This window comes from Actinosynnema mirum DSM 43827, assembly GCF_000023245.1.
Lineage (GTDB): Bacteria > Actinomycetota > Actinomycetes > Mycobacteriales > Pseudonocardiaceae > Actinosynnema > Actinosynnema mirum.
Window position 1 is genome coordinate 5125504 of the sequence record NC_013093.1, and the last position, 13256, is coordinate 5138759.

A 13256-nucleotide genomic window follows, 5' to 3' on the forward strand; every position below is an offset into this window, starting at 1 on the left:
ATGGCGCACGAGTACCTGATCATCGGCGCGGGCCCGGCGGGCCTGCAGCTGGCGGCACTGCTGGAGCGGGACGGCCGCGACTACGCGGTGCTGGAGCGCGGCGACGCGCCGGGGGCGTTCTTCGCCCGCTACCCCAGGCACCGCACCCTGATCTCCATCAACAAGGTGCGCAGCGGGTACCGGGACCCGGAGCAGCGGCTGCGGATGGACTGGAACTCGCTGCTGTCCGACGACCCCGAGCTGCTGTTCGGCCGGTACACCGGCAAGTACTTCCCGCACGCCGACGACATGGTGCGCTACCTGGCCGACTTCGCCGCCGCCACGGGGGTTCGGGCGCACTACGGGGTGGAGGTCGTGCGGATCTCCCGCGACGACACCGGTTTCACCGTGGTCGACGGCGCGGGCGAGGAGTGGCGGGCGGCGCGCGTGGTGGTGGCGACCGGGGTGTCGAAGCCGAACGTGCCGAAGATCCGGGGGATCGAGCACGCCGAGCGCTACGACGAGTTCGACCCCTCCCCCGAGTCGTTCACCGACCAGCGGGTGCTGATCATCGGCAAGGGCAACTCGGCGTTCGAGACGGCCGACTCGCTGATCGAGCACGCGGCGGTGATCCACGTCGCCGGGCCGCGCTCGGTGAAGCTGGCCTGGCAGACGCACTTCGTCGGGCACCTGCGGGCGGTGAACAACAACTTCCTGGACACCTACCAGCTCAAGTCGGAGAACGCGGTGCTGGACGGGACGATCGAGCTGATCGAGCCCCGGCCGGGCGGCGGGTTCCGGGTGCTGTTCCGGTACGCGCGCACGGAGGAGAAGCTGCGGGAGCTGGAGTACGACCGGATCGTCTCGTGCGCCGGCTTCCGGTTCGACGCCTCGGTGTTCGACGGGTCCTGCCGTCCCGCGCTGGTGATCGACGACCGGTTCCCGGAGCAGACCTCGGCCTACGAGTCGGTGAACGTGCCCGGCCTGCACTTCGCCGGGACGTTGACGCAGCAGCGCGACTTCAAGCGGTCCACCAGCGGCTTCATCCACGGGTTCCGGTACGGGGCGCGGGCGCTGCACCGGATCCTGACCGCGCGGCACCACGACCGGCCGTGGCCGTCGACCGAACTGGCGGCGACGCCGGAGGCGATCAGCGACGCGCTGGTGGCGCGGGTGAACCGCTCCTCCGCGCTGTGGCAGCAGTTCGGGGTGCTGGGCGACGTGGTGACGGTGTCCGGTGATCGGGCCCGGTACGAGGAGGAGGTGCCGACCGCGCACGTGGCCGACGGCGGCCTCGGGCCCGCGCCGCACCGGTTCGTGATCACCCTGGAGTACGGGCCGAACCACGACACCGTCGACCCGTTCGACATCACGGTGCCGCGCGTGCTGGAGAACGACGTCGAGCACGCGCAGGACGCCAGCTACCTGCACCCGGTGGTGCGGCACTACGAGGACGGGGAGCTGGCCGGCGTGCACCACCTGGCGGAGAACCTGGAGAACCAGTGGAACCTGCCGCAGGTGCACCAGCAGCCGCTGGCGGTGTTCGTGAAGGAGTGCCTGGCCGATGGGTGAGCCGTTCCCCGGCGCGGTGCTGGACGTGCTGGGGCGGGCGGGCGACCGGGTCGTGCTGGAGCACGGCGAACGCGCGGTGGGCGCGGCGGAGCTGCTGGACCTGGTCGCGCGGGTGGCGGCCGGGTTGCGGCGGCGCGGGATCGGGCCCGGCGACGGGGTGGCGCTGCTGCTGGGCGTGACCCCGGAGGCGTTCGCCGCGATCCTGGCCGCGCACGTGGTGGGCGCGCGGGTGGTCGGGGTGCGGCCGGGCCTGCCGGAGGCGCACGTGCGGCGGCTGCTGGACCTGGACGTCGCGGTCGTGGTGGTGGACTCGCCCGCGCGCCAGGGGGTCCAGCTCGCGGAGCTGTGCGCGGCGGAGCCGGAACCGGGGCCGCCGCGGCTGGGCGGGCGGCCGGACGACGTGGCCAGGTTGATCCACACCAGCGGCAGCACCGGGGCGCCGAAGGCGGTGGCGCAGTCGTACCGGGCGATGGCGGCGGCGTGGACGGCGGTCCCGTCGCGGTGGCCGCCCGCGATCGCGGAGCTGGCGTCCCGGCTGGGGCGGTACCTGGTGTTCGGGACGCTGGCCAGCCAGGTGATGTTCGAGTACGCGGTGCTGTCGATCACGGCGGGCGGCGTGGTGGTGGTCGCCGAGGACCCGTCGCTGCCCGGCGCGATCACCCGGCACCGGGCGAGCGCGAGCGTGATCACCGTGCCGCGCCTGGCGAAGCTCGTCGCCGCGCACCTCGCCTCGCCCGCCGACCTGTCGACGTTGCGCGCGCTGCTGGTGTCCGGGTCGCCGCTGAGCGCGTCCCGGCACCGGGAGGCGCTGGAGGCGCTGGGGCCGGTGGTGTTCCACGGCTACGGGCAGACCGAGACGAGCACGATCGCCATGGCCGTCCCGGACGACCCGCCGGGGTCGGTGGGCAGGCCGCTGGTGCCGCTGGAGGTCCGCGACGAGCGCGGCCGGGTCGTGCCGAGCGGGGCGGGCGGCGAGCTGTTCGTGCGCTCACCGGCGCAGGCGGGCGGTTACTGGGGTGACGCGTCGGAGTCGGCGGAGGTGTTCGTCGACGGGTGGGTGCGCACCCGCGACCTCGGGCACCTGGACCAGGACGGCGTGCTGTGGCTGACCGGGCGAAGCCGCGACGTGGTGATCGTGAACGCGAACCTGCACCACGTGGGCCCGATCGAGCGGGTGATCGCCGAGCACCCGGACGTCGCGGAGGCGTACGTGGTGGCCGTGCCGGACGAGGAGACCGGGGAGGCGGTGCACGCGTTCGTGGTGCCGTCCGGGGAGCACGAGCCCGATCCGGCGCAGCTGCGGGAGCTGGTGATCGGCAGGCTCGGGCCTGCGTGCGCGCCGACGCGGGTGACGCTGATCCGGGAGCCGCCGCTGGCGCCGAGCGGGAAGCCGGACAAGCGGTTGCTGCCGCCGCCGTGAGGAGGGCGGACCGGGGAGAAGGGCCACACCCCCTGAGCGGCGGCGACATGCCGTTCCCCTTCTCCCCGGGACGCTCTAGTCGCGGGCGAGCTGCGGGACGGCGGTTCCGGGCAGGGCAGGGTTGTCAGACGGGGCAGCGTTGTCAGACGGGGCAGCGCTCGTGGGCAGGGCAGCGGTTGCGGACAGGGCGGTGAGCAGCTCCCTGATCCGGGTGGTGGCGGCGGCGCGGGGCGCGCTGTCCGGGGCGAGCCCGGCCAGTTCCGCCTCCAGGGCGGCGATCCGGCCGAGCAGGTCGGTGCCGTGCGGCGGCCGGGGGCGGGGTGCGGTGCGCACGGCCAGCAGCACCGGCTCGTCCACGGCGTGCGCGGCGTCGAACAGCCGCACGCCCTGCTCCTCGGTCAACGGGGCCAGGTCGTCGCCGTCCAGGCGTTCCACGTGCGGCAGGCGTCCGCCCTCCCACGGTCCCCAGGCCAGCGAGCGGGCCGGGAGGCCCTGGGCGCGGCGGGTCCTGGCCAGGCCGTCGAGGAACGCGTCGGCCGCCGCGCGCACCGCCTGCCCCGCGCCGCCCAGCGACCCGGTCGCCGACGAGCACAGCGCGAACAGCGCCAGGTCGTGCCCGGCGGTGGCCCGGTGCAGCCACCAGGCGCCCGACACCTTGGCGCGGAACACCTCGTCCAGCGCGTCCGGGCGGGTCCCGGCGAGCGCGTCCTCGGCGGTGGCGCCCGCCGCGTGCACGACCCCGCGCAGCGGGAAGGCGGCCGGCACGTGCTCCAGCAGCGCCTCCACCTGGGCGCGCTCGCCCACGTCGCAGGGCAGGACCCGCACGCGGGCGCCCGCGTCCTCCAGCTCCGCCACCAGTTCCGCCGCTCCCGGCGCGTCCGGGCCACGCCGTGAGGCGAGCAGCAGCGATCGCACTCCGCGCCGGGTGACCAGGAACCGCGCGAGGGCCGAGCCGAGCGCGCCGGTGCCGCCCGTGACCAGCACCGTGCCGCCGGAGAGGTCGGCGGCGGACGACCCGACCGCGACTTTAGTCCACTGTGGACTGAACGCCGCGCCGCCGCGGACCACGACCTCCCGCTCCCCCGAGGCGATCACCCGCACCAGGCGCTCGGGCACGGCGGACCCGTCCACGTCCACGAGCGCGACCCGCTCCGGGTGCTCGACCCGCGCCGACCGGACCGCGCCCCACACCGGGGCGTCCACGAGCCCGGTGGTGGTGGCGTTCTCGGTCACCACCACCAGGCGCGCCCCGGCCCACCTCGGCTCGTCCAGCCACCACCGCAGCAGCGCCAGCACCTCGTGCGCGACCAGGCGCGCGCCCTGCACCGGATCACCCTGCCTGGCGGCCGAGACGCGCACCGCGACGTGGTCGGGCGCGCAGGTCGGGTCCCGCTCCAGCGCGGCCAGGTCCGGGTACCGCTCGCCGGGGAGGTCCCAGTCCAGCCCGACGAACGCCCAGGTTCCCGGCTCGCCGCCGTCCGGCGCGGGCGCCCACTCGCGGCGGCGCAGCTCCCCGCCCGGTTCCCCGGCGCGGCAGGGCACCCGCTGGAACGGGTAGGTGGGCAGGTCGACGCGCCGCGCGCCGCTGCCGTCGAACACCGCGGCCCAGTCCACCGCCACGCCCCGGTTGTGCGCGCGGGCGAGCGCGCCTGCGACCGCGCGCTCCACGTCCCGCCCGCTCCTGGCGAGCGGCACGAACGCGGCCCGCCCCGGCTCGGGCACGCACTCCGCGCCCAGCGCCGACAGCACGCTCCCGACCCCCAGCTCCAGGTACGTGCGCACCCCGCGCCCGTCCAGCCAGCGGACCGCGTCGTGGAACCGCACGGTGTCCCTGGCCTGCCGCCGCCAGTGCGCGGGCGCGGCCAGCTCCCCCGCCCCGACCGGGCCGCCGCTCACCCCCGACACCAGCGCGATCCCCTGCTCCACGAAGGAAAGCCCGCTCGCGACGCTCGCGAGGTCGTCCAGCACCGGGTCCACGTCGGCCGAGTGGAACGCCCACCCGGTGGCCAGCCTGCGGTGCCGCACGCCCAGCGCCGCGCACCGCTCGACCAGCTCGGCGACGTCGTCCAGCGCGCCCGCCACCACCACGGACTCCGGCCCGTTCACGGCGGCCAGCCCCAGGCGCTCGCCCAGCAGCGGCAGCACGTCCTGCGGGGTCAGGCGCAGCGCGACCATCGCCCCCTCGGGCATCCGCTCCTGCATGAGCCTGCCGCGCGCGGACACCAGCCGGGCCGCGTCGGCGAGCGGCAGCGCGCCGGACGCGTGCGCCGCCGCGATCTCGCCGACCGAGTGGCCGAACACGAAGTCCGGGACCACGCCCCAGGACGCGAGGAGCCGGAACAGCCCGACCCCGACCGCGAACAGGGCGGTCTGCGCGAACACCGTGCTGGCCGCGAGGTCCTCCGCGTCACCGGTGAGCACGGCGCGCAGCCCGTCCGCGAGGTCGGCGTCGACCGCGCCGACGACCTCGTCCACGGCGGCGGCGAACACCGGGAACGCGGCGCACAGTTCGCGCGCCACACCGGGTCGTTCCGCGCCCTGGCCGGGGAACAGGAACGCCACGCCGCCGCCCTGCGCGGTGTCGCGGCGCAGCTCCGCCGCCGGTTCGCCGTGCGCGAGGGCGGTGAGCCCGCGCCGGAACCCGTCGAGGTCGTCGCCGAGCACGGCGGCCCGGTGCGCGAGGCCGGCGCGGGAGCTGGCCAGCGAGAACCCGACGTCGAGAACGTCCACTTCGGACTCGACGCGGTCCAGCAGCCGGGAGGCCTGCTCCCGCAGGGCTTCCTGGTTCGCGGCGGACAGCAGCCAGGGCAGTGCGCGCGCGGTCCGCTCGGGCCGCGCGGCGGTGGTCTTCCTGGGCGCCTGCTCCAGGACGACGTGCGCGTTGGCGCCGTCCGCCCCGAACGCGGACACCCCGGCCCGGCGCGGCCTCGCCGTGCCCTGGCCCCTGGAGGTCGGCCACGGCTGGTCCTGGTCGAGGAGGCGGACCTGGCCTGCTTCCCAGTCCACCCGCGTGGTCGGGCGACCGGCGAGCAGGGTGCGGGGCAGCCGTCCCGAGCGCAGCGCCAGCACGGTCTTGATCACCCCGGCGATCCCGGCCGCGGCTTGGGCGTGCCCGAGGGCGGACTTGAGCGAGCCGACCCACAGCGGGCGCTCGCGCTCCCGGTACGCCTCCTGCAGCGCCCGCAGCTCGACCTCGTCCGCGCGCGGCGCGCCGGTCCCGTGCGCCTCCACCGCGTCCACGTCACCGGGGCGCAGTCCGGCGTCGGCCAGCGCCGCGTGGATCACCTCGCGCTGCGCGACCGCGCTGCCGGACGCGCCGTCGGAGTTCACGGCCGCGCCGCGCAGCACCGCCAGCACCGGGTGGCCCTCGCGCTCGGCGTCGGACAGCCGCTCCAGCAGCAGCACGCCGACGCCCTCGGACCGCACGACGCCGTCCGCGTCGTCCGCGAAGGGCTTGCACCGCCCGTCGGGGGCGAGGCCGCGCGCGCCCGTGGGCGGCGGGGCGGCCTGGACTGCGGCGGCGCCGACGAGCGCGAGCGAGCACTCGCCGCGCCGCAGCGCCTCACCCGCCAGGTGCAGCGCGACGAGGGCCGACGAGCAGGCGGTGTCGACGGTGATCGCCGGTCCGGTGAGGCCGAAGGCGCGGGCGAGGCGGCCGGAGAGCGCGCCGCCGAACGGGGCTTCGGCGTCCGGGCCGTCGGCGACAGGGTCGTCGGCGTCCGGGTCGGGCGGGGTCTGCGGGCCGCTCCCGCCGGTCGCGCCGACGAACACGGCGGTGGTGGCGCCGTGCGGCGCGGTGGGGTCCAGCCCGGCGCGCTCGAAGACCTCCCAGGCGGTTTCCAGGAGCAGCCGATGCCTCGGGTCGGCGGCGTTGGCCTCGCGCTCGCCGAGGCCGAACGGCTCCCGGTCGAACCGGCCGACGTCGGGCAGGAACCCGCCCGCGCGGGCGGTCTCCGGCTGTCCGGCGAGGTCCCAGCCCCGGTCGCGCGGGAGCGGGCCGATGGCGTCGTCGCCGGAGACGAGGAGGTCCCACAGCTGCTCGGGGGTGGTGACGCCGCCGGGGAAGCGGCAGGCCATCGACACGATGACCAGGGGGTCGTCGGCGACCGGGGCGGGCTTGGCCGGTGGCCTGCGGTCGACGACGGGCGGGGTGGTGGGCCTGGGGTCGCCGGGCTTGGGGTGGCTCGGGCTGGGGTCGCCCGGCCTGGGGGTGCCCGGCCTGGGGGTGCCGGGCTTGTGGTTGGCGGGCTTGAAGGACACGCGGGCTGCGGACTTCGTCGGGAGGGTCGCTTCGGGCTGGGGCGCTCCGAACAGGGAGCGGCGCAGGTGCCCGGCGAGGGAGGCCGGGGTCGGGTGGTCGAACACCAGGGTGGTGGCCAGCCGCAGCCCGGTGGCGGCGCTGAGCCGGTCGCGCAGCTCCACGGCGCGCGGCGAGTCCACGCCGAGGTCGCGGAACGGGCGGGTGGGCGTGATCCGCGCGGGCCCGTCGTGGCCGAGCACCTGGGCGGCGACGGACCGCACCAGCTCCACGAGCGCGCCGCGCTGGTCGGCGGCGGGCATGGCGACGAGGTCGGCGGCGAACTCGGACGCCGAGACGGTGGGCTGGACCCGTTGGGGCGCGGCGGTTTCCGGCTCGGCGGACAGGGAAACCGGTTGCGCGGCAGCCGGTTGCGCGGCAGCCGGTTGCGCGGCAGGGGTTTGTGCGGCGGCCGGTTGGGCGGCGAGGGGTTCCGGGGCGGTCGGTTCCGGTGCGGGGCCGCAGGGCCAGGGTTCCCAGGCGGTCGTGGTGGTCGTGGTGGTCGTGGACGGGAGCAGCGCGAACGCGTCGAGCGGTTCGCCGTGGAGCAGTCCGTCCAGGACCTCCGCGCCGCGCACCGCCACCGCCCAGGCGTGGGCGAGGTCCTCGGCGGTGGCCTCGGCCAGCGGGGTCGTGGGCTCCTCGCCCACGACGTGCACGACGATGCCGGGGCGTTGACCGCCGGCGCGCAGGCGTTCCAGGAGCGCGGCCACGCCGTCGCGGTAGGCCGCCGCGTCCACCAGGATCACGTGCGCGGCGCTGTTCTCGGCGAGCAGGCGGGCGATCCGCGCGCCCCGCGCCTCGGTGTCCCCGACGACCAGCGCGGTTCCCCACTCCCGCGCGGGGCCGCCGTCGGCCGGGACCGCCCGGCGCACCAGCAGTTCCGAGCCGCGCACGGCGACCCGGTCCGCCCCGCAGGCGACCACCGCGCCGAGCATCCGGGCTGCGGCGGGGTCGGGCAGGTCGACCAGTCCGCCCCAGCGCTCCGGGTGCTCCAGCGCCGCCACCGCGCCCAGGCCCCACACGGCCGCCCGCGCGGGAGCGGGGACGACGCCGCCCGCCGCGACCGCGCCGGAGGTGACGCACCACAGGGGGGCCGTGACGCCCGCGTCGCCGAGCGCCTGGACGAGCGCGGCGGTGGCCAGGACCGCCCGGCTCGCCCCGGACTCGCCGTGCGGCTGGTCGTCCAGCGCGAGCAGCGACACCACACCGGCCCACTCGCCGCCGACCCGCGCGGCCAGCGCCTCCCGCCGCACCCCGCCGGTCCCGACGACCAGGGCGCGCACCCCGTCCGCCACGGCCCGGACCTGCCGCACCCACTCGTCGAACCCCGGCCCCGGCGGACGCACCACCAGCCACTTCCCCGCCAACCGGGCCGCACCACCACTCCCGGCCGGGACCCACTCGGCGCGGCGCGGCGGGACGAAGGCGGCCGAGGGCTCGGTGTGGTCCGGCGGGACGCGGGCGGGCAGGGATTCGGCGCCATCCGGCGAAGCGCAGGCAGGCAAGGGCACGGCGTCGCACGGCAGGACGCCGGCGTGGACCGGCGAAACGCGGGCAGGCAGGGATTCGGCGCCATCCGGCGAAGCGCAGGCAGGCAAGGGCACGGCACCGTCCGGCGGAACACGGGCGGGCAGAGGCTCGGCGTGGTCCACGGGCGCGGGCTCGGCGTGGGGCGCGGGAGCACCCGCCGTCACCGGCTCGCCGGAGGCGGCGGGCTGGTGGTGCCGGAAGGCGTACGTGGGCAGCGGAACCGCGCGGCCGTCCGGGAGGGTCCGCGCCCAGTCGACCGCGACGCCGCTCACCCAGGCCCGCGCGACGGACCGCAGGAACCGCTCGGCCCCGTCCTCGTCCCGGCGCAGCGAGCCGAGCGCGGCGACGCGCGTCCCGACCTCCTCGGCGCTCTCCCGCACCGGCCGCACCAGCACCGGGTGCGGGCTGATCTCGACGAACGCGTCGAACCCGTCGGCGAGCAGCGCCCGCGTCACGTCGGCGAACCGCACCGGCGAGCTCAGGTTCCGGTACCAGTGCGCGGCGTCCAGGGGGTCCGCGTCGATCCGGCGGGCCTCGGTCGCGGAGTACAGCGGGATGCCCGGTTCGCGGGGCGCGATGCCGCCCAGGAGCCGTTCCAGCTCGTCGCGCACGGGGGTGACGCGCGCGCAGTGCACCGCGTGGTCGACGGGCAGGCGGCGGGTGCGCACGCCCTCGCCGACCAGCTCCGCGCACAACCGGTCGACCGCGTCGGCGTCCCCGGCGACGGTGGTGGAGCGCGGCCCGTCCACGGCGGTGACCACGACCCCGTCGTGCCCGAGCAGCTCGGCGGGCGGCAGCGCGACCGACGCCATGGCCCCGGCGCCCGCGAGCGGCAGCAGCGCCCGGCCCAGCAGCGCGCTGACCGCCGCCGCGTCCTCCAGCGAGAGCGCTCCCGCGACGCAGGCCGCCGCGATCTCGCCGAACGAGTGTCCCACCACGGCAAGGGGTTCGACGCCGTGCGCGCGCCACAGCTCGGCCAGCGAGACCAGCACCGCGAACAGCACCGGCAGCCCGACGTCGACCCGCTCCGGCGGCGGCGCGGACGCGTCGCCGAGCAGCACGGAGGTCAGCGACCAGTCGACGTGCGGGGCCAGCGCCCACTCGCAGTCGTCGATCCGCGCGGCGAACACCGGGAAGTCCCGCAGGAGCCCGCGCGCCATCCCGGTCCAGGTCCCGTCCAGGCCGGGGAACACGAACACCACGCGCCCGGTGGTCGGCTCGCCGCCGCGCACGGCGTTCGCCTGCCGCCCGCCACCGGCGAGCACGTCGAGCGCTCGCGTGAACTCGGCGCGCTCCCGCGCGATCACCACGGCCCGCCGCGCCAGCCCGGTCCTGCGGGTCGCCAGCGACCAGCCGAGATCGGCCACCGCGAGCTCCGGGTGCGCGGCCAGGTGCTCGCGCAACCGGAGCGCTTGTGCGGCAAGGGCTTCGTCGTCGTGCGCGGAGAGCACCCACGGGTGGGCGCGCGGCTTCCCGGCGCGCTGGGCGGGCAGCAGCGCGGCGGGTGGCACGTGCTCGACGACGACGTGCGCGTCGGCCCCGTCCGGCCCGTGGGAGGACACGGCGGCCCGGCGCGGCCGGTCGGCGCGGTCCGGCCACGGGACGGCGTCGGCGGCCGGACGCACGGGCCCGGTGGCGGGGGTGGCGCGCGGGGTCGCGGGCACGGCGCCGTGCCGCATCGACAGGACCACCTTGAGCAGCCCGGTGATCCCGGCGGCGGCACGGGCGTGGCCGAGGTTGGCGGTGAGCGAGCCGACGAGCAGCGGGCGCTCCCGGTCCGGGGCGCAGGCGGCGGTCAGCTCGGCCTCGCCGCCGCGACCCTCCACGACGTCGATGTCGGCGACGGTCAGCCCGGCGCGGCCCAGCGCGGGCTCCAGGGCGCCGCGCCGGGACGCGCCGTCCGCGTTGACCGCGCTGCCCAGCACCACGGCCAGCACCTCGCGACCGTTGCGCCGCGCGTCCGACAGCCGTTCCAGCAGCACCAGCGCGACGCCCTCGGCGGGGTGGTCGTCCGGCTGCGGGTCGGTGCGGGGTTCCGCGCCGGTGAGGACGGTGGCGCCGCCCGCGAACGCGAGCGCGCACTCGTCCTGCCGCAGCGACTGGCAGGCCAGGTGCAGCGCGGTGAGCGACGCGGAGCAGGAGGTGTCGACGGCGAGCGCGGGGCCTTCGAGCCCGTAGGCGTGGGAGATCCGGCCGGGCAGGGCGCCCGCGTGGTCACCGCCCGCGCCGAGGAACACGCCGGTGCGGCTGCCGCGCAGGCCGTCCGGGGTGACGCCCGCGTTCTCCAGGGCCTCCCAGGAGGTCTCCAGCAGGAGCCGGTGCCTGGGGTCCAGACCGGCGGATTCCTCGGTGGTGAAGCCGAAGAACGCGGCGTCGAAACCGTCCACGTCGGACAGCAGACCGGCGGTGGTCCCGGCGGGCAGGGCTGTGGCGCGGTTCGTGGGCACGGGTGTGGTGGCGTCGCGGCCCTCGGCAAGGAGTCGCCACAGGTCGTCGGGCGAGGTGACGTCACCGGGGAGGCGGCAGGCCATGCCGACGACGGCGATCGGCTCGTCGGCGGGGGTGGCCGGTTCCGGCGCGGGGCGGTCGGCGGCGAAGGGGTGGCGCGCGCGCTGGAACGGGTAGGTGGGCAGGTCGACGTGCCGCGTCCCGGCGGGCGCGGGCCAGGTCACCTCGACGCCGGACACGTGCGCCTGCGCCAGCGAGCGCAGGAACCGGCGCGTCCCGCCGTCGTCGCGGCGCAGGGTTCCCAGGACGGCGGCGCGGTCCCCGGCGAGCTCGGCCATCGTGGTGGTCAGGACCGGGTGCGGGCTGATCTCGATCAGCGCCGCGTGGTCGGGCAGGTCGCGGACGGCGTCCTCGAACGCGTCGGTGGTGGCGGTCGGGCGGAACGGGGTGGTGGCGGGCGCGGGGTGGACGTCGACGGGTTCGCTGCGGACCCGGCTCAGGTCCGCGACGAGCGCCGCCGCGTCGGCCAGGGTCAGCGCTCCGGCGACGTGGGCCGCCGCGATCGCGCCCTCGGCGTGGCCGAGCACCGCGGCCGGTTCGACGCCGTGCGCGCGCCACAGCACGGCCAGCGACACCAGGACGGTGAACAGCGCGGGGCGCGCCACGTCGACCCGGTCCGGGGGTGGTGCGCCGTCCGCGCCGCGCAGCACGTCGAGCACGGGGAAGTCCAGGTGCGGGTCGAGGGCGGCGGCGCACTCGGCCGCGGCGGTGGCGAACGCGGGCGCGGTGTCCAGGAGCGCTTGGGCCATGCCCGGCCACTCGCAGCCGTGACCGGGGAACACGAACACCGCCCGGCGACCGGGAACCGCGACACCCCGGATCACGTCATCGCCGGCCGCGTCACCGCCGGCCGCGTCATCCCCGGCCACGTCGCGCCCGTCCACGTCGCGCCCGTCCGCGTCGCGCCCGTCCGCGTCACCGCTGCCCAGGGCCCGCAGGAGTTCGGCGTGGTCCTGGCCCACCACCACGGTCCGGTGCGCGAACGTGGTCCGGCGCGCGAGAGCGGCGGCGACCTCCGCCGGGGTGTGGGAGGCGTCGGCGAGGTGGGCGCGCAGTCGTTCGGTCGCCTGGTGCAGCGCTTCGGCGGTCTTGGCCGAGAGCGGCCAGGCCACGGGTCCGGTCTCGGCCACCACCGGCCCTGGCGTGGGCTCGGGTTCCTCCAGGACCACGTGGGCGTTGCTGCCGCCGAACGCGGACACCCCGACCCGGCGCGGCAGCTCCCCGTGCCGCATGGCCAGCAGCGCCTCGATCACCCCGGTGGCGCCGGGAGCGGTCTGGACCTGGTCGGCGGGCAGCCCGGCGTCGTGCAGCGCGGCGTGGACGACGTGCTGCCGCGCGGTCTCGTCGGACCCGCCGTCCGAGTTGACCGCGCTGCCCCGCACGACGCCGCGCACCGGGTGGCCGTGCCGTCGGGCGTCGGACAGCCGCTCCAGGAGCAGCACGCCCTCCGCGCCGCCCACCAGCGCGAGCTGGCACTCGCCGCGCCGCAGCGCCCGCACCGCGAGGTGCAGGGCCACCAGCGGCGCCGAACAGCCGGTGTCCACGGTCAGCGCGGGACCGCCGAGGCCGAGCACGTGGGCGACCCGGCTGGACAGGACGGCGGGGTCGGGGGACGTGCCCCCGAGGCTCGCGCCGACGAACACGCCCGCGTCACCGCCCACGAGCGAGTCCGGCCTGATCCCGGCGTGCTCGAACGCCTCCCAGGAGGTCTCCAGCAGCAGGCGCTGCGCCGGGTCCACCTCGTGCGCCGGGACGTCGAAGAAGTCGGCGTCGAAGAAGTCCACTTCGGACGGTGGACCGCCGGGGAGGCGGTGGCCGACGCCGATGACCGCGACGGGTTCGCGGTCGCGCCCGGTCGCCTCGTCCAGGCGGGCGCGCAGCTCGCGGGCGTCGGAGGTGACGCGCCTGAGGTAGGCGCGCAGCCGGTCCTCGTTGCCCATGCGGGTT

The 13256-nt window shown here is 77.3% G+C and carries 3 protein-coding genes; 2 read left to right on the forward strand and 1 reads right to left on the reverse strand.

Annotated elements, in window-relative coordinates; translation table 11 throughout:
• Nucleotides 1-1551 (forward strand): NAD(P)-binding domain-containing protein, encoded by a 1551-nt coding sequence (locus AMIR_RS21680; RefSeq protein WP_015803092.1) that lies wholly within the window; start codon nt 1-3, stop codon nt 1549-1551.
• Nucleotides 1544-2971, forward strand: a complete 1428-nt coding sequence (locus AMIR_RS21685; RefSeq protein ID WP_015803093.1) for a class I adenylate-forming enzyme family protein — start codon at nt 1544-1546, stop codon at nt 2969-2971. The genes AMIR_RS21680 and AMIR_RS21685 overlap by 8 nt, the downstream gene beginning before the upstream one ends.
• 75 nt (nt 2972-3046) lie before the next feature.
• Here the strand turns inward: AMIR_RS21685 and AMIR_RS39415 are convergent, their stop codons facing one another.
• Nucleotides 3047-13249 (reverse strand): type I polyketide synthase, encoded by a 10203-nt coding sequence (locus tag AMIR_RS39415; protein WP_015803094.1) that lies wholly within the window; start codon nt 13247-13249, stop codon nt 3047-3049.
• Nucleotides 13250-13256: the final 7 nt, after the last annotated feature.

What these genes read in the sequence shown, in the direction of transcription:
- AMIR_RS21680 (WP_015803092.1), top strand. Translation starts at nt 1, where the DNA reads ATGGCGCACGAGTACCTGATCATCGGCGCGGGCCCGGCGGGCCTGCAG.
- AMIR_RS21685 (WP_015803093.1), top strand. Translation starts at nt 1,544, where the DNA reads ATGGGTGAGCCGTTCCCCGGCGCGGTGCTGGACGTGCTGGGGCGGGCG.
- AMIR_RS39415 (WP_015803094.1), bottom strand. Translation starts at nt 13,249, where the DNA reads ATGGGCAACGAGGACCGGCTGCGCGCCTACCTCAGGCGCGTCACCTCC.